Annotated in this window: 21 protein-coding genes; 17 read left to right on the forward strand and 4 right to left on the reverse strand. The window is 42.1% G+C overall.

The genetic code is table 11. From position 1 onward, the window contains the following. Positions 1-443: 443 nt before the first annotated feature. From V1U08_RS17680 to nudC, 6 genes are read left to right on the forward strand one after another with little or no spacing between them, the layout of a single operon-like run. Entirely contained in the window at positions 444-2,753 is a 2,310-nt protein-coding gene (locus V1U08_RS17680) for a hypothetical protein (protein WP_330471118.1), read from the forward strand. Then, positions 2,744-4,486, forward strand: coding sequence for a hypothetical protein (locus V1U08_RS17685; protein WP_330471119.1), 1,743 nt, complete (start codon positions 2,744-2,746; stop codon positions 4,484-4,486). Before V1U08_RS17680 ends, V1U08_RS17685 begins: the two co-directional genes overlap by 10 nt. Then, a complete protein-coding gene (locus V1U08_RS17690) occupies positions 4,470-5,123 on the forward strand; it encodes a hypothetical protein (RefSeq protein ID WP_330471120.1) in 654 nt (217 codons plus the stop codon). Before V1U08_RS17685 ends, V1U08_RS17690 begins: the two co-directional genes overlap by 17 nt. Beyond that, entirely contained in the window at positions 5,123-5,713 is a 591-nt protein-coding gene (locus V1U08_RS17695) for a hypothetical protein (RefSeq protein WP_330471121.1), read from the forward strand. Before V1U08_RS17690 ends, V1U08_RS17695 begins: the two co-directional genes overlap by 1 nt. Next, positions 5,703-7,232 (forward strand): hypothetical protein, encoded by a 1,530-nt coding sequence (locus tag V1U08_RS17700; protein ID WP_330471122.1) that lies wholly within the window; start codon positions 5,703-5,705, stop codon positions 7,230-7,232. Before V1U08_RS17695 ends, V1U08_RS17700 begins: the two co-directional genes overlap by 11 nt. Then, the gene (gene nudC / locus V1U08_RS17705) at positions 7,211-8,131 is read left to right on the forward strand and encodes an NAD(+) diphosphatase (RefSeq protein ID WP_330471123.1); all 921 of its coding nucleotides are present in this window, start codon (positions 7,211-7,213) and stop codon (positions 8,129-8,131) included. Before V1U08_RS17700 ends, nudC begins: the two co-directional genes overlap by 22 nt. A gap of 264 nt (positions 8,132-8,395) precedes the next feature. Here nudC and V1U08_RS17710 read toward each other — a convergent pair whose 3' ends face one another. Both V1U08_RS17710 and V1U08_RS17715 read right to left on the reverse strand, forming a co-directional pair. Next, positions 8,396-9,775, reverse strand: a complete 1,380-nt coding sequence (locus V1U08_RS17710) for a DEAD/DEAH box helicase (protein ID WP_330471124.1) — start codon at positions 9,773-9,775, stop codon at positions 8,396-8,398. Further along, the gene (locus V1U08_RS17715; RefSeq protein ID WP_330471125.1) at positions 9,769-10,311 is read right to left on the reverse strand and encodes a phage tail tape measure protein; all 543 of its coding nucleotides are present in this window, start codon (positions 10,309-10,311) and stop codon (positions 9,769-9,771) included. Before V1U08_RS17715 ends, V1U08_RS17710 begins: the two co-directional genes overlap by 7 nt. 95 nt (positions 10,312-10,406) lie before the next feature. Between V1U08_RS17715 and V1U08_RS17720 the strand changes: the two genes are divergently transcribed. Next, positions 10,407-10,613 (forward strand): helix-turn-helix domain-containing protein, encoded by a 207-nt coding sequence (locus tag V1U08_RS17720; RefSeq protein ID WP_330471126.1) that lies wholly within the window; start codon positions 10,407-10,409, stop codon positions 10,611-10,613. Positions 10,614-11,970: 1,357 nt separating this feature from the next. On the opposite strand, the gene V1U08_RS17725 is transcribed toward V1U08_RS17720, so the two are convergent. Further along, positions 11,971-13,125, reverse strand: coding sequence for a multidrug effflux MFS transporter (locus V1U08_RS17725; RefSeq protein ID WP_330471127.1), 1,155 nt, complete (start codon positions 13,123-13,125; stop codon positions 11,971-11,973). A 119-nt stretch (positions 13,126-13,244) separates the two neighbouring features. Here V1U08_RS17725 and V1U08_RS17730 point away from each other — a divergent pair, with 119 nt between their 5' ends. Continuing rightward, positions 13,245-13,748: a MarR family winged helix-turn-helix transcriptional regulator gene (locus V1U08_RS17730; RefSeq protein WP_330471128.1), complete on the forward strand. Its 504-nt coding sequence runs from the start codon at positions 13,245-13,247 to the stop codon at positions 13,746-13,748. Positions 13,749-13,976: 228 nt separating this feature from the next. Here the strand turns inward: V1U08_RS17730 and V1U08_RS17735 are convergent, their stop codons facing one another. Then, positions 13,977-14,528: an SRPBCC domain-containing protein gene (locus V1U08_RS17735; RefSeq protein WP_330471129.1), complete on the reverse strand. Its 552-nt coding sequence runs from the start codon at positions 14,526-14,528 to the stop codon at positions 13,977-13,979. Between the two features lie 180 nt (positions 14,529-14,708). Here V1U08_RS17735 and V1U08_RS17740 point away from each other — a divergent pair, with 180 nt between their 5' ends. From V1U08_RS17740 to V1U08_RS17780, 9 genes are all read left to right on the forward strand, one after another. Next, the gene (locus V1U08_RS17740) at positions 14,709-15,617 is read left to right on the forward strand and encodes a LysR family transcriptional regulator (protein ID WP_330471130.1); all 909 of its coding nucleotides are present in this window, start codon (positions 14,709-14,711) and stop codon (positions 15,615-15,617) included. 112 nt (positions 15,618-15,729) lie between these two features. Then, positions 15,730-16,836: an alkene reductase gene (locus V1U08_RS17745; protein WP_330471131.1), complete on the forward strand. Its 1,107-nt coding sequence runs from the start codon at positions 15,730-15,732 to the stop codon at positions 16,834-16,836. 98 nt (positions 16,837-16,934) lie between these two features. After that, complete coding sequence (locus V1U08_RS17750) at positions 16,935-17,627, forward strand: type 1 glutamine amidotransferase domain-containing protein (RefSeq protein WP_330471132.1); 693 nt, start codon at positions 16,935-16,937, stop codon at positions 17,625-17,627. Positions 17,628-18,026: 399 nt separating this feature from the next. Next, on the forward strand, positions 18,027-18,938 hold the full coding sequence (locus V1U08_RS17755; RefSeq protein ID WP_330471133.1) for a dienelactone hydrolase family protein: 912 nt from the start codon (positions 18,027-18,029) through the stop codon (positions 18,936-18,938). Positions 18,939-19,171: 233 nt separating this feature from the next. Then, the gene (locus V1U08_RS17760; RefSeq protein WP_330471134.1) at positions 19,172-19,948 is read left to right on the forward strand and encodes an MBL fold metallo-hydrolase; all 777 of its coding nucleotides are present in this window, start codon (positions 19,172-19,174) and stop codon (positions 19,946-19,948) included. A 60-nt stretch (positions 19,949-20,008) separates the two neighbouring features. After that, complete coding sequence (locus tag V1U08_RS17765; RefSeq protein ID WP_330471135.1) at positions 20,009-21,025, forward strand: GlxA family transcriptional regulator; 1,017 nt, start codon at positions 20,009-20,011, stop codon at positions 21,023-21,025. Between the two features lie 325 nt (positions 21,026-21,350). Then, on the forward strand, positions 21,351-21,887 hold the full coding sequence (locus V1U08_RS17770) for a Crp/Fnr family transcriptional regulator (protein ID WP_330471136.1): 537 nt from the start codon (positions 21,351-21,353) through the stop codon (positions 21,885-21,887). Between the two features lie 81 nt (positions 21,888-21,968). Beyond that, positions 21,969-22,868, forward strand: a complete 900-nt coding sequence (locus V1U08_RS17775; RefSeq protein ID WP_330471137.1) for an NAD(P)-dependent oxidoreductase — start codon at positions 21,969-21,971, stop codon at positions 22,866-22,868. A 590-nt stretch (positions 22,869-23,458) separates the two neighbouring features. Then, positions 23,459-24,673 carry an MFS transporter gene (locus V1U08_RS17780; RefSeq protein ID WP_330471138.1) on the forward strand — a complete coding sequence of 405 codons (1,215 nt, stop codon included), beginning with the start codon at positions 23,459-23,461 and terminating at the stop codon, positions 24,671-24,673. The last annotated feature ends 94 nt before the right edge of the window (positions 24,674-24,767 follow it).

Genomic DNA, 24,767 nt, shown 5'->3' on the forward strand with positions numbered 1-24,767 from the left:
GCTCACATTATCAACGTGATTAGAGCGTCGGCACGTGTCCTTTTTCATCACCCTCAAGCTCTGTCGTGGTGGCTTCTTTTGTTCCGGTTACCCAGTTTGAACCATGCAATTCGAGCGGATTTGTGTATAGTTAACACCAGTGCAGGTAAAACTAATTCAATAAATAGAACATGATATGAGTACAGCATACAAAATTAGAAATGTGCTCATGGTGAGGAGTCAGTTGTGAAAATTGCAATGCTTAGTACCGGTGAAGAAGTTCTTCACGGGGATATGCACGTTTCCCCAATCAACAATATATTGTCATTTTCTCACTAACTTTGGTTACTAAAAGGCTCCCGCCAAGAATTACATTAATTTATGTCGCCAATATAATTGACAACTGTCAATAGTGAACAATACTGGGTATTAATACAGTGCTGTTGATTTGTGTTCGAGGCGACATGATAAATCCTATACATCTTGTAAACTACCCAAGACATCATTTGGAGCCATCATTAATTGATTGGTTCAACTCTGTCAATGCACCTTCGCGTCGTGATTACAGGTCGCCTTTGGCCTTACCTTTTAACGCCTTTCTTGACATCACCTCAACAAAATTTCGCTTCCTCCACACCAATGATCGGGAACTCACCGAGCATGTACTTAAGGGATTTGTGGGATTTATTTATACTGAACTCAACATCAGCATAAGTCTAAAATACCATCTGACATCACAGGTAAAGAGACTTCCTCGAACCAACCTACAACTCGGCATTTCAAATACAAAAGTAACGGACGACGCGAGACTTGCCATTAATTACTACCAGATGGAATTTAATGTTGATAACAAGACCCGATGCTTCTATCAGGGCTGGTTTGTTGAGAGCAAGCAACGCGACTCTCTGTTTTTGAACCTAACGACTATCTATCTCACTTATAGTGAAGAGCTTATTTCACACATACATGGGTCAGTAAAACGCTGTGCAATAAAAGAGGCCACCGAAACTCTCAAAACTATTTTGAAGGCTATAAACCTAATCATTGCAAAACTCACCGTTGTTGCCAGTGATGACACGACTTTTTTCGATGTGATGTCATCAAAAAACATCCATAAAACGATAAGTTGTATTTACAAACTCTGCCTCAATGACGCTGTGCAGTCAGGTAATTGCCTTAAGGTATTCCATCAAAAATGGCGATCTGGAGTTAGAGTTTTTAAAGAGGTGTTTGTTGAGGGGGGGATTGTCGGACGGCCGCGACTTGAATTGTTGGCTCCCGCTTTCAAAACCACTGGAAAGCAGGTGACGGCAAGGACAAAAGAGCGATCTGATAATAATGGTAATGTGTTTAATCACAAACTCGTTGCTCCCATCCCGCTGAGCTACGCCGACTCTAAAGCGAAAAAGCAGATTTTTGAATCCATTAGGCTAGATATTGAGCACGTTACAGTTAACTGTCGTGAGCTTTGGAGAGAGGGGCAAAAAAAACTAAATAATTTCAGAGCGCTTGCCAAGAAGGGAAAAGTCAGGCCGGAAGAAAGTTTAACAGGCTTTCCTGTCCCTGTTGAAATGAAAAGCCCCGAAAATTTTTGTGCTAGCTTCATGCATTATGGTTTCCGATACCCAAAGCCTGATTACGATAATTGGCTACATATGGGGAAAGTTACAGATTTAACACATCTAATTTCACTACCTACGATAACCCTAACACAGGCATTTTGTTATCTGCTCATTGAAATACACCCTTGCATTACCACCTCCTGGCTTGTGCGATGGGACCTGTACGATGCCAAGGGAAACTTTTATGGCTACCGCGAGTCCAGTGGTGCGTGGATTGCGGTAAGTAAAAAAGAGCGCAAAGGAAAATCACTAGCACAGCAGGAGGTAATCCTGACTGCCGAGTCGAAGAAACTGATAGATGAATATCTGGAACTCACGAAACAACTACGAGAACAGTTGAAAAAGGAGTCGAATAAAATGTTTCGAAAAATGATCATTTCGGCTGACGGCATACAATGCAAAGCAAAAACAATAAATCCAAAATGTAAGCTCACTGACCAACTAAAAAGTCTATTGGTCGAGCCATCAGTGTATCGAACGGCAAAGCAGGCGACTTGTATTGCTAACCATGTAACTTATGCCCGTATGAGAGGGGCTGTTGGTGTTCGTGTGTATTTCGAAACTAATAGCGTCCACGCGATGGCGGAGGCTCTGGGGCACGAAAAATATGTTCCTGCCTTGATCAACCATTACCTGCCAAAACCGTTATGGAGCTATTTTACTAACCGTTGGATCCGTCAGTTCCAGAACGCGATTGTGTACGAGGCTATGAAGGATTCACCTTACCTCTTTGATGCTATTGAACTTCAACCAAATGAACTGGAAGAGTTCTTGGTAAATCATCGTCTGGGTAATTTGCCTCGGCACATTCGCACCGGTAAAGAGAAAGCGAAAGACCTTACAATTGACGAACTATGCGCAATTGATGATGGTGTCATTTTGGTATCAACATCTCTGCTACAGTTGTTCATGTCATTAATAACTATCGTTGATAATGCCCCGGAGGGCGCAACACTGAAGGAGTTTGCTCGAGAGTGGTACGAGACCGCTAAGTTTGTGATTTCACATATTGCAAAATCACTTGAAAATCGCAGGGGCAACTATGTGGGTAGTGCGGAGAAGATTTCGAATGAAATTCGAGATATGTACCTTACTGCAATAAAGAACCCATTAGACCCTGAGTTGATTAGGGGGAACATTCTATGCCCGTAAGGTTAGTCGTTGATAATACGGAGCTGAAAAAACAGGTGTTAAGTGGTGAAAAACACATGGGTAATTTCACTCAGGTTGAATTTGAGGCATTTAATCAGTTGGTCGCCAGCATGTCATTGAACGAAATAGATGCGTTTACAACAGCGGCGGCAGCGCCAGTGTGTGAGGTATTTGGCTATGATGAGCTGAATCCGAGTTGGTTTGTTCATGGCACCAAATTTGAGCATGACGTATGGCAGATCAAAGTGGGCCAGAACGCACTCACAATTGATTTTCACGTGCCGTTGAATGATGGTAATTTGTTAGTGTCAATTAGGCACAGACCGTTGCTGAACACCCTCAAGCATTGGCTAGTTCAGGCGGGGAATCCGTATGTAAATGGAGGGAAATTACTAAAAGCAGAAACCACTTATATTCAGTTAAAAAATAGGTTACTACTCATTGATGGGATATTGGCCCGCGCTGATGAACTCAATCTAGCCCAGAGACATATGTTAGTAGTCAATAGCGATTTTATTCAGGAGCTGATGGCAGAGTACGTCGAAGGTACGGGGCATAAACTCCGTCGTTATCACGAAAAAGTTCGCGGCTATCTTCTAAAAAAAATCGAGACAGTGTCTGATGAAGCCGCTGCCGCTTTCGCTGAGCAATATCCTCATATAACAAGAAATATCGATGTCGAAGAAAATGAGCTCCTATTGACAAAAGATCAAAGAATTAGAGCCTGTTGTTTTTTATATAGTAATTGGGCATACGGGAATAAACCTAGAAATAGAAAATATATGTATTCCACGCCAAATTCAAATTATTTCAGAGATATTCTATTCAAACACAAAACCCTTAATGTTAACGATTGGCGGCTATCACGGTTAAGATCCTTAGCGATAACTCCTGAAGAAGATTCTGCAGAATTCTTCCGCGTGCCTATTTCCGATTATGTAAAGGATGGGGTAGGTCTAAATGCCCTAAGTCAAATGCTGACTGCATTTAGGGGATTAGCGTCCATCGATACTGCCGATGCAAGCCTGTGCCCTGACGGTGCTTTCGATGACATCACAGTAAAGAGCATTAATGAACAGGTAATTGTACGCAACGTAGGCCGTTACACTACACTCCCCACTGATATTGTATTTACAGCTATTCGAAATGCATTTGAATTTTGCTATCAGTACGCTGATGTCATCTTGGATTCGATGCATCAGTTCTTGAAGCACGTGCCTAAAAATAATAAAAAGCTTAAAGATAGTAATAGAAGAAGCCCATTAAGCATCTACAAATCCGGAGGATTCCTGGAATACGTTTCACCCGAATTGGTCGAATTAGGTGTCTGCCAATGGTGTATCGACAATCGTGACCCAGATCGATTTGAATTGCGCCGCCAGAACTGGGGATTGTTGGATTTGTTCAATGTGCTCAGTGGGTGCATTCAGGTAATTATCGGAGCAACCATGGCTAGGCGAGTGAGTGAGTTGATAGAGTTGCCGCCGAAAGAATGCTTATTGCCATCGGGGGTTAATCCAAATTTGGAATCTTCTAAAGATGTAGAGTTTGAGCTGATTTTTGACAATAGAAAGTCCGGTGTTGGCGGTGAAGAAGAGCTTCGCGAGACGGTTTCAAGACCGATACTTCGAAGTGTGGCTGTATTCATATACAAACTCGAAGAATTCAATAAAAAACTGTTTGCGGATAAATTAATTACAACAAAAAAAAAAGACTTTGTTTACTCGAATTGATCGCCAGCGCGCTGTTGCACTGGGCATACAAAAGCAAGGCTACAGCAGAAACCTAGACAGCTTTTGTGATTATTTTGAATTGCCGACGGTGGAATATGCTGAAAACGATGTGCGTCGATACTACATTCGACAACATCAGCTGAGACGCTTCTTCGCCATGGTGTTTTTCTGGTTGCGGGGCGCTGCCAGCTTGGACACTCTTCGTTATTTCCTCTGCCATACAGACTCTGAGCACTTGTATCACTATGTAACCGAAGGACTTCAGGGAGAAGTTCTAGTGGGTATTAAGGCACGAAGTATTCGTGAGGGGTTAACGAGCGGACACGTCCAAAATATTGAGAAATTACTACCAATATTGAGACGACGATATGGTGTGGATTACCTGAAACTTCGAGGATTCCGTGAGGTTTTGTCTGACTATGCCCACTATGATGAAGATGAGGCTCAATTTACCCCTCCACTAGAGAGGATTCGAGAGCAGTTTGAGCAAGAAATAATTGATTTTGAGGCGGATATTTCTAGGCTCCTTCTGGAAGGCACCATAGATTTACAGCCGGAATTTTTTACTGTGATGGATGCAGACGGCCATGTCATTACCGACTACAAAATAATCTTGCGTGTTACGGAGGAGGTTTAATGACCAAAAATGAACAAAATCAGCAATCTGTTCAGTCATTATTCATGTTTCTACTTGAAGTCATCACCACTCCTGCAGACTTTGCAGAGGATGAATTACTGCTGAAAGCCCTAAATAGTCAAGGAGGGCTGGCTAGGTATGAAAATATCAGTAGGGGCATCACACCCTGCGCTTTGAACACACAAAAAACGAACGCTGATGAGGTGCTTAGTGATATGTCAGAGGTGCCAGCGGAAAAAGGTGGCTATGATAAGCTCAACTTTCTCAGGCAAAGTGCAAAAAATCAATTGGATAAGGAGCAAGATAAAGATAAAGAACTTAAGCCTGGCCGAAGAACAAAAGGAGAGTTACAAAGACTTGTGAGTGAATTAGAAGAAGATCTTGCTATTGTAGAGCAGCACAATCTGATGATGATTGCTCTGTTATCTAACCTCATGAATACAACAGCTAACTATGTTAAAACATCCGGAAACAGTCAACTACAAGCCGATTGGCTCGAGGAACGTAAAGCCATCAGTGCGAAAACCAGTTTTATCAACAACCAGGCTCTTTTGAGGTCTATGTCTGAGGGGCGGTCTGATGAATCATAAGCAACTTTACAAAGTGCTCGATGATGACTTCAAGATGTGGGGCTCTTACAATCCGATTACAAAAAATCTTCGCATAAAGGAGGCATCACGTATCCCTTTTTTACGATACCCTGACGGCGTTCCGTGCACAGAAGCCAATATGTATATGTTAGGGTACTATAACCGTGGTTATTCGAGGAAGGTTGATGGCGGAACCCTTAAAACCTATGCTCAACAAATATCTCCCCTAATCCGTTACTGTTATAACAACGGGTTGGCGTTCACTGCTTTAACAGATAGTCGATTCGAATTATTTATTCGAGGACTAGAAGCTGAACTCGATGAGAAAGGCGACCGGATAAAGAGCGCGAATACGGTTATCGACATTGGTAAGAGATGCATTGAATTTCTAATGAGTGTTGCTAGCTTTCATGACGACGGAACCTTGATTGGCGAAGAAGAATTTCATGCTATTCAGATAATAAAAAAGACGAAAGAAAAAAAACTGAAAGATGGTAAGACAGAAACGGTAACATACTACTGGCATAATTCATTTCCGAAGCCCGACTCTAAGAATCGACGCCTACCTCTGTCGCACAAAGCCGCTGCTGCGATAAAAGAACAAATTTATAAAAAAGAAAGCCCGGATGTCAGAGAGCGTGACCTGATGCTCTACGAGACCTACGAGCAAACCGGGGCTAGACGCACTGAGGCGGTTTTGCTGCAATTAAAACATGTCAGAGCCGCGTTAAATAAGGTAAAGGAAGGTAGGTTTGAAGGTGATACCGTTGGGTTGGAATTCACTACGCTTAAAAAGCAGGGTGGTGAGACGACACGCCTTGTTCCTGTGACAGTTACGTACTTATTTAACCTGAAAGACTATATCCAAAAGTGCAGAAAAAAGGTAATTAAGCGCGCAATTCGTCACACAAAAGACCGTTTAGCAAAAGGCGAAAAAGTAAAAAAACCTTTATTTGAAGATCACGGGTTTGTCTTTATCGATGTTAATAATGGCACGATTCTTAAATCCGATACCATCAGCACAATCTTCAACAACTACAAACGTGGATCAGGTATTGAAGATGGTTTTTTTGCACACCTGATCCGCCATGCATTCGTGACTGAGCGCATGAAGGATCTCATCGTTCTGCACGATTTCAACACTCCGGATGAGTTTAAGAAAGCATTGTTCAATACCGAGCAATTCAAAATGCAGCTGCAACAATGGACAGGTCATGAAGCGTTAGAATCGCTTGACACTTATATACATATCGCTTTTGGAGATTTGGCAGAAGTAAAGAAAGTTTACAAGGCAGTAGCGTTGAAATCAGCTGTTACTGTCGTTAAGGGGCGACTTGGTGCGATGGCTGCCGATCTAAAGGAATCAAGAGTGAAACCTAACGAAATTCTTGAAATGATGAGTTCACTCATCGAAGGATTCGAGATTGACATTGACAATGCTATCGAGCGTAATGCAGAAACCCCAAATAATAACGATAGTGAAGAAGAACGTAACCCATGCTTAAATTTACAAAGATGACACTCGATAGATGCTCTACTCAACGGAAGGACAGTGCTTGGACTAAGAAGCAAATGCTGGAAGCTGGCTTTCTTATACTTTGTGAAGATAAGAATTTAGTGTACGGAAATACATATCAACCGATCATCTTAAATTATAAGCAAATCGTTTCTTTTTCGTTAGAAAGTTCCACAATGGTCTTTCTTGGCTATTCTAGCCACCCGCTATACGCTATTGATGTGACAGACATGAAGAAGGTTGAAGATCAATTGTTAGAGTTGGGGCAATTCAGTGAGTTAAGGCAAGTCGCCTCACGCCTAGATAACGATACCGCGTCTGCTTTGATGCTTAGCCGAGGGTTATGTCATTGGCACAGGAACAATCGCTTCTGTGGGCGTTGTGGCCATCCTACGGGCTCTATTGAGGCTGGAAACGCACTGGTTTGCTCTGGATGCAACCACCAAACCTTCCCTAGAACCGATCCTGTGGTCATTATGCTGGTTACTAAGCAATTTGAAGATGGAATTGAGCGGGTCTTGTTGGGCAGACATAAACACAGGGCAAATGATGTTTATACCTGCCTAGCAGGGTATGTCGATCAATGTGAGACTCTTGAGCAAGCCGTACAACGTGAGGTGTTTGAAGAGTCAGGTATTAGGGTTGACGATGTTCACTATGTCGCTTCTCAGCCATGGCTGTTTCCATCTAGTTTGATGCTTGGATTTACTGCTCATGCGACGACAGATCAAATCAATGTTGATAAGGATGAGCTAGACACAGCGGATTGGTTCTCTCGTGATGAGCTGGTACGATTTTCTGAACGTGAAGATGGTTGTAAGTTACCTAACGAGGATACGATTGCTCGTTATTTGATTGAGCAATGGATTCAAATGACACCAATAGAGCGGAATGTTAGCTGACATAAATAATGTCAATGACATAAATTCCTTATGATCATTTTGTATAGAACTAAAAGTAATTAGTTTTGCTCTAACTCAACTTATTTAAAGCTAGCAGCTTAGGGCAATAGTTCTAATCTGCTTCTGTCCAATGCGATTCGCACGACTGGTGTGGTGGAATTTGTGCGCTTGTTAACTCAATGATGCACTTACTATTCACCCTAATGCAAACAAAACATAATCAGTGATCTTGAGCCTGAGATGGGTAGTACGGCAAAATGGATTTCATAGAAACGCTGCGATTATCCTTTCTTTGAACTTCCCTAGCTTTAATTCATTGTAACTGGGTAATAAGCCTTGTGTAGTATCTAAATTCTTTGGTTCTGCACTTCCTTGCCAGAGAAGCGTTGGTTTATCTTTTGCTTGTCCAAAAGACCTGCCCTTTGTGTCATTTTTGTTTTCAGAAAAACTAAGTTCTTGAGCTCTATTCTCACTGGCCTTAATAAACAAGCAAGTGTTTGGTATGTCTTTTTCTACTTGCTCTGCGAACGCTATTAAGTTCTCTTCTGCAAAAGTATAAAGCCAGGCTACCTGATTTTTAGCATCGTTAACCCGTAGCACTCTCCCAAGTACTTGTCGGAAGTAGAGCTCAGTTTTGATAGAGCTAAGATGACAACAAACTTGTAAGCGAGGAATATCGGTACCTTCACTGATCATACCTACACTGATAATCCATTGGGTGTCGCCATTTCGAAATTGTTCAATAGTTCCCAAAGGGTTGTCGTGATAATAAGTCACAATGAGTGTGCTTTGTTTAAAGACTTCAGATAAAAGGCTCTGTATCTGAATGGCATGGCTAACAGAAGAAGCAACAACAATGCCACCTGCCTTACGGCTTTCAGCTCTTATCTCTTTTAGTTTCTGACAGGCCAATCCCAATAGATAGAGAATCGCATCTCTGTTGTTCAAGATGCTTTGATAAGATGTCGAAGTCTGACTTAAAAGTTCATGGATTGAAGAGAAGCTTTTTGAGTCTGTACCTTCAGAAACACAAAGATGCTCATTATCAACCAGCACAATCCTGGGTGCCCGACAAACACGGTCTTTAATAGCTTGCTTTAGACTATATTTGTAATCACACTTGATGTATCCGTCTGCTCCAACGTACTCAGCTAAAGTGATAGGCATTAAATCAGAACGCCAAGGAGTTCCGGATAAGCCTAATGTATATTTCGCTATGCCTTGTATTTTAGTAAGAATTTGTTCCCCCCAGACATTAGCCTGTTGCACTTCATCACCTGAGCAATGATGAATTTCATCAAAAACAGCCAGAACACGGTATTTTTTTAACGTACACCAAAAGCTATCTGGTAGATATTTCATTGATTGATAAGTGAAAGACGCACCTAGATCGCCAAGCCCACCGCTAAAAGCACAGTTTAATTTCCATGCAAATGTACTTTTTATACCTTGAGCGATGGCTGTCGAAGGAGAAAAGCAAAGCACTAAGTCTATCTCATTAGCATCAAGAAGCTGCTTAGCAACTTCAGCCGCCATGACCGTTTTGCCCGCCCCTGGTGTCGCCTGAACTTGAAAATGACTTTCTCCGGTTCGGTATTTTTGCAATGCGGTCTGTACGGATTCTCTTTGCCATGCCCTTAGCATTTAGCGGCTCCGTTTTGGTTAAGTTCAATCGCATAGATTAATGCCTCTAGTTTGACTGTATATTGTACGGAGCGCTCTCGAGCTAATTCAGATTTAGCTAGTAGCTCTGACTCAAAAGTCGGTAGCTTCTTTGCGAGATTACGGTATTCATCAATTCCCGCTACCGCAAACTCAAGCTCAGCAGAGCAGCGAGCCTTCTCGTGCACCAATTCATCCAAAACACTATCTTCTAACACTCGGCGTTGGAATGTTTTGGTACGTACATTATTCTCGGACTCTAGAACCAGTTGCAATTCATGAAAACGGTCAGTCTTATGGTAGATTTTTCCTCTTCCAGTCCCTGTTGTACTGAGTAAACCTTGTTTTTCTAATTGTAGTAATTGTCGATATACAAATTTTCTGGCTTTGGGAGCATTACCGTAGTTATGCGTTAGCTTAAGTAGCTCATCCCTCAAACTCGTAACAGATACCCCGTTTAAGTTCTTATCTACAAGTAGGATATGAATATATTCGTTGAGTGTTAATGTTTTGTTCATGGGGTTTCAGGTTTATCTCTAAAAAATGCGGATTATAATCCGTGGTTATATATACCGCAATACAGGATAGTCTTTCATTTTAAACAGCGTTTATAATGAAAGACTTAGCAGAAAAGTTTGGTGCAAATTTACGTAGAATTCGAAAAAGTAAAGGGATATCACAAGATAAGCTAGCACTATCTGCAGACATAGATAGAAGCTATATGGGACGTATTGAACGAGGTGAGGTAAACATCACCCTTGAGAAGGCATATCAGATAGCAAGCGTACTCGATTGTGACGTTCGGGATTTATTGCCGTAGGTAAATTCGGGGTTGATTAGCTAAGAGTAGGTGTGGCTATATAATTGCTCTTCACACCGTGTAGCGGCTTCGCTCAACTAAACTTTTACACAGTATCAAGCTAGCTGACGCTAAAGCCGACATTTTGTCAGCACAGAATCGATTGGTGATCACATGTCAGAACAGTATCGGCTGACACGAGTCTACCCCAAAATTGCTTTTGGTAAGTTGTGGTAAACGATTTACCACAACTTACCACAACTTGAGATTTTGGTGAAAAATCCACCAAAGGGCGTGTCAGGCCGATCTGTTCACAGTTGGCACTTGGTAAGTCAAAAGTGCCCCGAAGTGAGTTTGCGCAACACAACGAAGGTTGGATGAAAAATAGGTTTCTAGATTCAAATATCGAACGACTCATATCGAGATTGTCTCGCTTTGCATTTTTGTGTGACTTTATTGTTAAATTTTTATATTGTGATTGTAATTAATATGCTCTAGATTGAGTAATGATAATTTATTAATTTAAGAGGCAACTATGTTTCCGATCTCTTTCATCATAATTCCATTGTTCTTGCTGTACCTGTTATTTAATGTAATCGTCGGTTATCGTTTAGGAAAAAGTAAAGTTAACAAAGGAAAGCTAGGTGCCATTTTCTCATTGATCTTTGCGTTTTTCCCTCCAGTAAATTTTGTTTTCTTCGCGTTTTTAGCATTTAAAAGAACCTCTAGTGTAAGCGCATCATAATGCCAACATTTTAACCACATATCATTGAACTCAGTTACAACTGAACTGTACAACGAAAACCAGACAGCGACTTTTCAATACCTGAGTTATTTGTAAACTTCTAATTTATCAAAGTGACTAGCAAGGTTTTGTCCATCTTCGATTCAGCTTGATCTGAGCTGAATCATTTGTGCCCCTTTCCTTGCTACTTCATAGTTTAAGACGCATTTCTTTTGTCGCAAATTGGCCTAATTTTAGTAATGCTAAAAGCAACTACGATACTGGTGGGTAATCACATTTATCATCATACGATGCTAAACAAAATCGAAAATTCAGCTAGTTATATGTTTTTATGTGGTATTTTTCATTTAACGCTGAATTGGTTCAAGCGAGTAGGATCTTGCTCGCCTTCTCGGCAGTATCTAGGAGAAAGTGTTCTGAGTACCACAATTAGTTTGGGGGAATCTTAGTTGTTTTGCTCAGAACACTTAATTTGTTTTATTTTTGGTTTTTTGTATGAACCAGTAACGGCTCAAAATTGGCCTTATTCATCATCTCAGAGCCACTTTTAAGTCAGATACAACTGCTCGAATCGGTGAAGTTATTTAAATACTTTTTTTGTCAGCCATCCGAAGGGATTACTTCTTTTCCTTCTTAAGGTACAGCTTTTGGTAGTACAGAGTTTGCCACTGTTACTAACACTATCATGACTAACACGACCGGCCACAATGTATCGTTGTGCAACCAAGTAGTAATGCCACCCATGATAGCCGCAGTAATAAATTGGCATGCGCCTAATAACGCTGATGCAGAGCCTGTATGTTCCGTATATTGACTCATAAATAAAGCGTTGGTGTTCGGTTGAATGGCACCTAAAATCCCTACTGCGCCAATAATACCTATGGCAAATACCACAACGTTTACATCCATTTTGGTCATAATGATCAGTAAGACGACAAAAAAGGCCTGAACTAAGAGGGCAACTCTCAATAGCTTATGAACTGGTACTTTGTTAAGAAAAGACGAGTTAAATCGGTTTACGATGATGTTAAACACGGTATTCAGAGCAAATACAAGGCCGAAGATTTGTTGAGCTAGGCCAAAGTGGTTTTGATAGATGAATGAAGAATTTGTCACAAATACCATCATCACGCTGTATCCGCACGACTGCACAATTAGGTAGCGCATTGCGGTTTTGTTTCTTAGTACGATGCTATAACGTTTCAGTGCTGAGATAGCTTGTGGTTTTTGCTTCACGTCTTGTTTCGGTAGGCTGAGCGCGACAAATATCATCACGAAAACCGCATAAGCTGCCATAAAATAGAATATATGCTGCCAAGTACCAAACTGTAAAATGAATGCGCCAACACTAGGAGCAATAGCTGGGGCGATGATAAAAATCAGAGCGATTAATCCAAACAATTTTGCGGCAGCATTTCCCTGTTCCCTTTGGCGTACTAGAGGGGCAACACAAACTATGGCAAAGCCCGCCCCAATGGCTTGAATTACGCGCATAGCCTTAATCACGTAGATGTCACTGACGGACGCAATAATCAGACAGGATATAGAAAAAATAGCTAACCCTATGATGATAAGGGAGCGTTTTTCAAATCTATCGGCTAAAGGGCCACCAATTAGCTGACCGAGAGCCATACCAAAAATATAAAAACTGACAGTAGATGCTACTGTAGATCCGGCGACATTCAGTTCTAGTGCCATATCGGGAATGCCCGGCAAATACGCGTCAACAGCAAACGGTCCTGCCGCCATTATCATTGCCATTAAAAACACAAACTTCTGTTTAGTCATTTACATACCTTGAGGAGAGGATCCTATGTCTTAATTTATCTTTCTGGAAAGATATTATAGTTTGAAAATACCTTTCTGGAAAGGTATATTTGTGTGGTTACTTATCTAGGGGATGTATTATGCAGGCTGTGAACTTTGATACCTTTTTGAGTTTGATGGAAAAAAACTGGCCAGAAGCACATAGTGCCTTGATGAAGAGTTTCCCATTGATTGACAGAATTTCTGCCATTCATGATGGTGTCCGTGCTAAGGTACTCGCTGAGCATTCTCTGCAAGGTGGTGATTTCGGCATATTGACCGCGTTAAGGCGAATGGGAGAGCCATATGTACTTAGCCCAACCTTATTGCGCCAATATATGTTGGTCAGCTCCGGTGGTTTGACGAAAATGCTACACCGATTAGAGTCGTGCGAGATGATTTCGCGAGTAGATTCTCCCGACGATGGAAGAATTAAGTTGGTCAAGCTTACTGCTAAAGGTAAGCAAACTATCGAAGCGGTGGTAGCTCAGGTTCAAAAGAGTAACCGAAGAGTACTTGCACATTTTGACGCAGAAGAAATTGAAAAACTCGATAGCTTGCTCTCTAAGCTCTCACATCTCCTTGAAGATGAGCTAAGGATCTAAGCACATATCCTTTCAGACTGTCAGTCTTTCGAGTGGAGTGTAGACATTTTTCGATGTCATAGTTTATGAACATCGCGCTTTGCGGCGTAGTAATGTCCACCACTTTTAAAATCTGCTTCTGAAAATAACAAGCATAACCCCACTTGAATCACCCCATATAATTAGAAAAGTCGTTCTCAACTAACTTAAGTACGACTTTCTTAATTTAGTGCAATTAGATATCAAGCATTACTTGGTTTTTCGTGCTGCATCAACTAAACCGTCTAGCCAATCCTGATGACCATTAATCATTGGATTAGGTTTGGCCACAGCCAGTTCTTTGGCCGGATTACCATTTTGGGTTTCCTGAGTCAGGATCCTAACTCTGTTACCTGATAGATCTTCAATTAACCATGCATGGTGTACATCTAAACGTGTGTCACCTTCACCTGACCACCCATGCCACGCTATACGTGCTGGTTGTCCTTCTACCGGCGCAACATGTTCAACACATTGAGATTCAACCGGGAAGCCGAAAGTTTCGAAATAGAAACGAACATTATTTTCTAACTTAGGGCCTTTGTCGTCGTGAAAACGTGGATTTGCAGAGTTAGCATAGTAGGTCGGCCATAATGCTGGTGTGTTAAGTAGGGGCCAGATATCTTTTGCCGAAAGACCAGCGATAATTACTTCATTCGAACAGAAGTTGTCAGTAAAACCGGGAACAAAGCCTTCCGGCCAGATGATGTCACTCAAAATGGATTCCTCATGTTTGAACATTTTCTTTGGTGGTAAGATCATCCGTCTTTTCCCTTTATTACTCCAATCACAAAAAAAGATATGAGCTATAAATATGACTTATATCTGAATGCTGTTCAACAATGAGGTTTTCATTAAAGGGACTTGGGACATAAACTAGAAAAGCGTTAGCATAGTATTTTACAAGTGAAGATAGCGGCAGTGCAGGAGTATCAACCTTCAGTGAATAATAACATTCGAAATCTAGATCTGAATTTGCTTAAAGCATTCGATGCGTTAATGGATGAAGGGAGCGTCACCCGTGCAGCCCAACGTTTAATGTTAACTCAACCAGCAGTCAGCGCTATGTTGACTCGTCTGCGAGATAATTTTGATGATCCACTTTTTGTGCGGTCTCAGCGTGGGATGGTTCCGACAGAGCGGGCGATAGCGTTAGCAGATCCAATTAAACGGGTTTTGGCCGATATAAACCTGCTGCTACAACCAGTCCATTTTGATCCTTTGACTACACAAATGACATACACCATAGCGGCAACAGATTATGCTCTCAAAGCCGTTATTGTCCCTTTGATGGCAGAGCTTAAGAAACAGGCACCTGGCGTTAGGGTGGCGGTAATTAATGTGAATAATGACAACCTTGCACAGCAGATGGAACAGGGTGACGTTGATTTGGCTCTTGTGACTCCGCAAACTACGCCGGAGGAGTTACACAGCCGTGCTTTATATGAAGAACAGTATGTTTGCATGATGAGCGCAGATCATCCGGTAGCAGCCTCAGGTAAGATAACGTTGGAGCAATTTTGTTCTTTAGAACACATATTAGTTTCTAATAAAGGCAGTTTCTGGGGGCCAACTGACGATGCCCTGGCAGCGATGAAGATAAAACGCCATGTTGGGCTGTCAGTAAATAGTTTTTTGGTTTTGCCGGAAATTTTAAGGATCACCGATATGATTGCCGTCGTGCCAAGGCGCTTAGCATGCCGTCATGATAACCTGGTCATTATGGATACACCTTTAGAGGTCAACGGCTTTACCAAAAGCATGGCGTGGCATGAGCGTTCCCATCGGGATCCTTCCCATCAGTGGATTCGGGCTCTCTGTCTGGAAGTCAGTCAGTTACCGCACCTCTGATATAAATTTCATTTATATCCATCATAAATCAATCGCTATTCCATTTATAGTACCCAATCTCTAGCATGGCACTGTTACTTTATCCCTTCTGAAAATTTAGGAGAAATGTCGAATGGCAGTGCTTTTTGATGATTACGTTTTGAACGGTAAAACTCTGAAAAACCGAGCGGTTGTTGCTCCGATGACCCGTGCCAGAGCACCAGGTAATGTGCCAAATGAAAGTACGGTTCGTTATTATGGTCAAAGAGCAGATGCCGGGCTTATTGTTACCGAAGGAACACCAATCAGTCAGCAAGGAACTGGATTCGTTGATTGCCCTGGGATTTGGGATCAGACTCAGATCGATGCCTGGAGCAAAGTGACGGCACACGTACATGATCTTGGTAGTCTTATATTTACCCAAATTTGGCATGTGGGTCGTATCAGCCATACATCATTGCAAAAAGAGGGCGGTTCCCCTGTCAGTTCAACGGATAAGCAAGCGGTAAATAGCAGTGCCTTTGGCTATGATGCGAATGGAAAGGCTGGTTTTGTACCCGCAAGCAAACCACATCGCCTAACGACAGAAGAAGTAAAGGAAGTCATCACAGACTTTGCCCAGGCTGCTGAAAATGCAGTACTGGCAGGCTTTGATGGTGTAGAAATTCACGGTGCAAACGGCTATCTCATCGAACAATTTATTAACGCTGCGGTCAATGATCGCCAAGACGAGTATGGTAGTGAAACTGTTGAGAATCGTGTACGTTTTGCTCTCGAAGTCGTTGATGCATGCATTGAACGCGTTGGTGCAGAACGCGTTGGCATCCGGCTTTCACCATTTGGTCGACTGCACGAACTGGGTGATTTTGAAGGAGAAGAAGAGACTTTTCTTCATCTGGCTCACGAACTCAATGACCGGAGTATCGCTTACGTTCACATTATGGATCAGGCTAGTCGCGGCGCACCTGCAATGCCGGATGGATTTTTGGAAAAATTCCGCCAGACTTTTAACGGAACATTGATTTTGGCGGGAGGGTTGGATTTAGACAAAGCCAATCAGCTGCTGACCAATGACACTATTGATTTGGCTGCATTTGGTGCGGCTTATATTGCTAATCCAGACTTAATTGAACGCTATCGTCATGGCTGGCCTATCTCGGAGCCGGATCAGTCGCTCTACTATGGTGGTGATGAACATGGCTATACTGACTATCTACCGTATAGCGCTGTTGCCCGCTAATAAATATCTATGACCAGGCGCACCTTACTATCCCGCTCAATAGGTAAGGTGCTCACAACATTCCATTTTCTCGCCAACCCATTTTATAGAGGCTATCCATGTCTGTATCATCTCATTCAATCAAACCCGTCCTTTTTGTTCTGACCAGCCATAAAGATTTAGGGCAAGGACACGAAGACTCCGGTTTCTATTTACCGGAATTAACGCACCCACTGCATGTTTTGGAAGAGGCTAACATTGCGACTGAATTTGCATCTATTCAAGGTGGCCTTCCTCCTGTTTATGGTGTGGATTTAACAGACTCTATCAATGCCCACTACTGGAATGATGAAACATTTCAGGAAAAGTTAAAGGGTTGTCCTGCGTTATCTGACGTTAATTCGAGCGACTACAGTGCCATTATGTATGTAGGTGGTCACGGCACTATGTGGGATTTCCCACAAAGCCCTGCCGTTCAAAGTATCACTCGCGAAATGTACGAGCAGGGACAAGTGGTCGCGGCGGTATGTCATGGACCAGCCGCCCTAGTGAATGTCACACTGAGCGATGGCTCGTATTTAGTCGCTGGCAAAAAAGTGGCAGCATTCACGGATTCTGAAGAGCATGCGGTAGGTATGGTCGATGCCGTACCATTTTTACTAGAGAGTAAATTGAAAGAACGCGGTGCTCTGCATCAGGCATCAGATGACTGGACGAGCAATGTTATCGTTGACTGTATTTTGATTACAGGACAGAACCCGCAATCCGCTACTGGTGTCGGTGAAGCAATTCGTGATGCGTTACTGAACTAAACCGATCAGGAAAGCCCTTATTTCATCATTATTGAAATGTGATCTGCTCAAGCGAAATTTCCGAACCAACAAAATCTTCAGGGTGGGTGAAAAGAGCGATGGCAAAACCGAAATACTCAAACTGCAATCAAAAGCATAGTTGCGAACAGATTTTCTTATTGGTGCAATTCATCTTGGGCTATCCATTACCTTAGGCCATAGTAATTCATAGCGTTAAGTGAAGATGTTTTGGTTAGTTGCGGTATAAAGGCTCAATGAAGGTGAAGAATGTAAAAGGTTGTATTCTGGTTGCAATAATGTAAAGAAGTGTAAACCCCAATTAACATTGCATTTGCGTCGTTTATTCTTGGATAAAAGTTCTATCGGCAGAAAAGACAACTCTTCAATAAGGAAAAACGTATGACAGCAATCAAACGCGAAAGCCAAGGATTAGAACCAAGAGCCATCCCTCAAGAAGCATTTGACTGGTATGACGAATACGCCCACGGATTGATTAGTCGAAGAGAGTTTATGAGTCGACTTTCTGGAATAGTTGCACTGGGCTTTACCATGACAACGCTAACTTCGATGTTTATACCTAACTACGCTAACGCTGAACAAATCTCTTTCAATGATCCTTCTATCAAAGCAACTTACGTCAAATTTGATTCACCAAAAGGTAGCGGTGAATGCCAAGGGTACCTAGTAGTGCCAAGTGGGTTAAAAGATAAAGCACCTGTGGTTTTGGTTGCACATGAAAACCGTGGTCTAAATCCATACATTAAAGATGTCGCTCGCCGATTAGCAGCAAAAGGGTTTATTGCCTTTGCTCCAGATGCGCTCTATCCGCTTGGAGGTTATCCAGGAAACGACGACGAAGGGCGGGCTATGCAAAAAAGTATGGAGCGCAGCAAAATTGAAGAGGATTTTATTGCCGCCGCCAGTTTTTTGAAGTCTCACGAGCTAAGTACTGGAAAACTGGGAGCTGTTGGTTTCTGTTTTGGAGGGTACATTGTCAATATGCTCGCTGCTACCATTCCTGAGGAGATTAATGCAGGTGTGCCATTTTACGGGACTCCTGCTGCACCGGATTTGAGGAAAAATATTAAAGGGCCTTTATTGCTTCAGTTTGCAGGCATGGATGATCGCGTTAATGCTACTTGGCCTGATTATGAAAAAGAATTAAAACACAACGGTGTAACTTATACCGCGCATATCTACGAAGGGGTCAATCATGGCTTTCACAATGACTCGACTGGTCGTTACTCTAAAACTGAAGCAGAGTTAGCTTGGGAGCGTACACTTGAGTTTTTCGAACTGCATCTAACTTGAAATAGGGAGTTGTGATTTTCAATATCAAAACTCATCATTATTGAAATGCAATGAATATAGCTGAAATTAAGACGGATTTCGGCCTTTTCTAGGTGCATTTGAATATGAATATTGTCTTTGGAAGAGTAATATCATTTTGTCCCGATAGTATCTATAAGTGTCCTTATAGCCACTTATGTGGCTATATTCCCTTGCATAAAATAGCTCCGTAAAAACAATTCTGGAGCAATATGATGAAAATCACTCAAATTCGTAACGCAACTCAAATTATCGACTACGCAGGGAAGCGATTCCTTGTTGATCCAATGCTGGCACCAAAAGGCACTTACCCTGGGTTTGGCGGGACAGTGAATTCTGATGTGCGCAACCCGACGGTTGAGCTGCCACTCTCAATTGAAGAGATTATTGATGTTGATGCTGTGCTGCTGACCCACACTCACCCGGATCACTGGGATGAAACCGCTGTCAATGTCATTCCTAAAGACAAGCTGATTTTTGTGCAGCACGAAGGTGATGAGCAAATTCTGCGTTCTCAAGGTTTTACTAATCTCCAGATTTTCTCTGAAGAGACCGACTACAACGGCATTTCTTTCACTCGTACTGCTTGTCAACATGGTTCTGACGCGGCTTACGAAAACAAGGAGCTGGGAGAAATGCTGGCTGAAGTAACCGGCGTAATACTATCTCATTCAGATGAAGAAAAGCTCTATCTGGCCGGAGATACTATCTGGACGCAGACGGTAGAAGAAACAATGAAACGTGAACAGCCAGACGTGGTCATTCTGAATACTGGCTGGGCTCACGTGATTGGCTATGGTTCGATCATCATGGGTAAAGATGACGTGTTAAAAACGCACGTTGTTCTTCCTCAGGCAAAGATTGTTGCTACTCATATGGGCGCAGTAAATCACGCACTCGTGACAAGACAGGAGCTTCGCGACTATGCTGAAATCAATTTACTGACTGATTTCGTGTATATCCCGGAAGATGGTGAGACTGTCATTCTGTAGTTTCCAATTGCACTATGCAGGGTTACCATCATTGGTAGCTCTGCAATCAGGTTTAAGCGAATGTCTTCCAGAATTCTACCTCCTAAAACTCTAACTCCCAAAACTCTATCGCCCAAAAGAACGCAGCACATACCTAATGTTTCGGTCATCGTTTTTAATGGATTCAGCCCGTTTCATATTTCGGTCCCAAGTATCGTGTTCGGGCGTGACACTATGGATGAAGCCTTCTTTAATCTACAGTTTGTTGCGGGGGAGGAAGGTCCAATTCTGTCTGACATCGGGATGGAGATTCATACCCGAGCCAAGCTCGACTCGCTAGAGAAGGCGGATATCATTATTGTTCCTTACTGGCGGACTGTTGATGAACGACCAAATGTTCAGCTTATTGAGGCGTTACGTCTTGCTCACTCCAGAGGAGCATTGATTGTCGGCCTGTGTCTCGGAGGTTATGTACTGGCGTATGCTGGATTATTAGCTGGAAAGCGTGCCGCAACTCATTGGGAACTGGAGCGAGATTTCACCCAACGTTTTCCGGAAACGTCACTCGATACCAATGCGTTATACGTAGAAGATAATGGAGTGATTACCTCTGCTGGTACGGCTGCCGGTATTGATTGTTGTTTGTATGTTTTTCGCAAGTATTACAGCAGCGCAATCGCGAACCGTATTGCCCGAAGAATGGTGGTTCCACCCTATCGAGACGGAGGGCAGGCACAATTCATTGAACAACCCATACCGATAACAACATCCGATTCACGCATCAATGAGTTGATGGAACGAATCAGAAATGATATCGGCCGTAAATATACTCTTGATGAACTCGCGGAGTCAGTGATGATGACTCGCCGTACCTTTACCCGAAAATTTCATAAGGCAACAGGGATGGCGTTTGGAGAGTGGCTGGCTTCTGAGCGACTCAACCTCGCTCAGGATTTGCTTGAATCTACTGATCTAACTATTGACCAAATCGTGGTTAAAACAGGTTTCAGTTCGGTGTTGATCTTCCGTGATAAATTCAAAGAACGTTATGCGGTCACTCCAAACCGATGGAGAAAAACATTTCATGAGCAGAACTAAGTATTGGTCTTAGTCGATATCATACGATACGTACTGGCTTGGTAAAAATTCAAACTATGGCTGATTTTTGCCACCGAGTTAAAACAACCAATGTGTATTTTGCAATACTAAAAGTAATTCGTCTGGAACTAATTTAGCAAAGTCACTGACACGGAAATGTCCAATTCCGAGTTGAGACCACATACTGACCACGGATGATAGTTGTCATTTTTACTGAAATTTTCTTATGGCTATATGATGATATTATCGTTCTCACAGACTCTAAAACGACCTATGTGATAGTCTAGATTTTTCGAATTTCCTGATGTTTTAAGTGAGCCAAGTAATGAGTTCTTCAATCATTTCAATGTTTCCGAATCTTATCCGAGTTGGGCATGTCCACCACTTTAAAAAGAAAGAAACGTTGCTCAATGAAGGCGATATCTGCGATTCGGTCTTTATTATCGAGAAGGGCTGTGTGAGGTCTTGGTTTAATGATGATGGTCATGATGTGACTTTTCAGTTCTTCTTTGAAGGAGATATTGTCACTTCTTTTGAAAGCCTTAAGCATAATCTTCCTGCTCTATACAATATTGAAACCATCACAGAAGCTCGTCTACGCGTTATAAATAAAAGTGAATTAGTTCATCTATTAGATAGTGATACTAACATAAAGCAGGCTATTGATGACTACATTGCAGAGCGTTTGTACCATTATCAAGCGCTATTCATATCTCGAATAAAGAATAATCCACAGCAACGATACGCAGAGTTACTCAACCTTCAACCAGATATATTTGATAAAGTTCCGCATCATTACATAGCGACGTACCTAGGTATGACTCCTGTGTCGTTAAGCCGAATCAAAGCAAAAAATAGGTGATCTGTTAACAATTGTTAAGGTTGTAAATCTGCATACCGATAAAGTGTTCCCAACTCATGATAATAAAACGGTGAACACAATATGAATACAAAAAATCTGAAAGTAGGTTTTATAGGTCTTGGTAAAATGGGATCAGGTATCTGTGAGAATATTCAAAAAGCTGGATACCAATTAACGGTTTACAATAGAACGATATCGAAGGCTCAGCCATTTCAAGAGCGAGGCGCAACTGTAGCTAACAGTATCAAGGAACTCGTAGAGCGATCTGATATCATTTTTACCAGCTTGTTAGATGACAATTCTATTCTCGAGCTATGCCTTGATGAAAATGGAATTCTTGATTCTATGACAACTGGGAAAATCCATGTTGGATTAACGACAATTCAACCTTCTACAGCAGATAATCTAAAATCAGAACATGAAAAACGTGGTTGCCAATATATTGCAGCCCCTGTTGTTGGACGTCCTGATGCAGCGGCGGCTGGTAAACTTATTACCTTCCTTGCAGGCGACCCACAAGCTATAGAAGTAGCCAAACCGATAATAGAGTCCTATATAGCGAAACAAGTACCCGTTGGAAGAGTCGCTAGCTCAGCTAATGGGATGAAAATATGTGTGAATTATATGGCTATGGCACAACTGGCAATGTTGGGTGAAGTATTTACATTTGCAGAGAAAAGTCAGTTAGATAAAAGACAAGTATTGGCTATCACCCAAATGTTTTTTGCCGGAAATGAAGCAATGAGTTCATATGCTGAAAAAATCGCGACTAGAGATTTTGACACTGTTGGTTTCGATCTTACTGCGGGTTTAAAAGACGCATTAATATTTGAAACCGCGTTCACTGCTTGTGGCGTAAAACCATCAGCGATTCTGGGTGCTAAAGACAACTTAGTCGCAGCAAATGCAAACGGACTTGGACAAAAAGACTGGAGTGCATTGACTGAGGTATCTCGAAAACTAGCGGGATTAACTGACTAATGTGTTTCTATTAACTACGTTAGAGGGACAGATCTAACGTAGTTATGTTCAAAGATATGATAAGCCATAGTTTTTGAAATCATAGTTTTTGATGTGATTATCAATTTGGGGGAGCTTCTGCACGGTAAGCTTACAACGACCACTTTTCGATTCCTTTAAATAATGACGATTTTATATAGCTAAGTTATGCGGTTAGTTGCTTTTTTAAGAGTAAGAGTGTAGTAAGATTAGCTCCAAATAAATGAAATGTGCGACGAAAAGTCAATGCTATCCTGCGGGTATTCCATTCTCGAGACTAATTTATGCATATTTTGCATAAATTAATTCACTTTTTATCATTTGTGTCATTCCCAAATCCTTTCTACACTTCGCGCTAATTTTTCACTTGAGCGATAAATACCTATTTTTCCAGTCCATTTTCGCTAGGTGGTGGGGTTGTTAACCATGTTGCGCCTGTCATTAATCTCTGTTCATAACTCACCAAGGATAGAAAAATAGTGGCAGCGCAAGCCATTAACAGTGGCGGTCATGAATCCATTGGTGGCAATGAAGGACACTCTCATCACTACAATCACTATTAAGAGCAGTTTATGATTATTTTCCGATTTCCACTCCTAGTTTGGCTGGGAATAGGGATCTTGATTATCAGTCTAGGGATCAGACAGTCCTTCGGTATTTTCATGACACCTATCTCAGAATACTTCCAAACTGGACGAGAGTTCTTCAGCTTTGCTATTGCATTGCAAAACTTACTGTTTGGAGCGTTCCAGCCATTTGTTGGTATGGCCGCCGACCGCTGGGGGGCGAAGCGAATTATCATTTTAGGTTCTGCCTCTTACGCAGCGGGTCTGTACCTAACCTCGATCACTGTAGAGCCAACTATGATGAACCTAACGCTAGGTGTGTTTGTAGGGCTTGGCTTAAGTGCAACTAGCTACGTGATCGTACTTGGTGCAGTTGCGAAAGTGGTACCAGCGCAACATGCGGCTAAAGCTTTTGGATTGACCACAGCTGCTGGATCATTTGGCATGTTTGCAATGATCCCTGGTGCACAAGCTTTGTTGAGCGTTTCTGATTGGCAAAGTGCAATTCAAACGTTCGCTGTTCTGTGCAGTTTTATGGTGGTGTTTGCTCTATTCATTAATACGTCAAAGCTGAAAGAAAATGCCGAAAACTATGCGCAAGAAGACAATCAAACGCTAAAAAGTGCTTTGAAAGAAGCGTTTGTGCACAAAGGTTACTGGTTGATTCATGCTGGTTTTTTCATGTGTGGTTTCCACGTTATGTTTATCGCGACTCACCTTCCAAGTTATTTGGCGGATAAAAACTTACCAGCATCAACAGCGGCAATGGCTCTGGCTTACGTAGGTATATTTAACATCTTTGGTTCTTACTTCTGGGGGGCAATGGCAGACCGCTATAGCAAACGTCATGTTATGTCTGCGCTGTATTTAATGCGCACGGTTGTGATCGGTGCTTTTGTGACACTGCCTGTCACCGAGTACACTGCTGCTATATTCGGTGGAGCTATTGGTTTCTGCTGGTTAGGAACGGTGCCACTTACATCTGGTCTAGTTCGTCAAATCTTTGGGGCTCGTTACCTATCGACTCTATACGGTTTGGTTTTCTTCACTCACCAAGTAGGCAGTTTCTTGGGGGCATGGGTCGGCGGCTATATCTACGATTATTACGGGTCATACGAACCAATTTGGTGGTCAGCGGTCACGTTGGCGCTGGTTGCTGCATTGATTCATCTTCCAATCAATGATAAGCCAGTACCACGCTTGAGAATGGCAACAGCATAACTCTTAAAGGCTCCTTGCGTGTAATGTTGGGAGCTTTACTTTGTTACCGTTATCTATAACTCAAAATCGCCCATCCCTTCTTTGAACCACATTG

It is taken from the genome of Vibrio sp. YYF0003 (assembly GCF_036350715.1).
Classification (GTDB): Bacteria; Pseudomonadota; Gammaproteobacteria; order Enterobacterales; family Vibrionaceae; genus Vibrio; species Vibrio natriegens.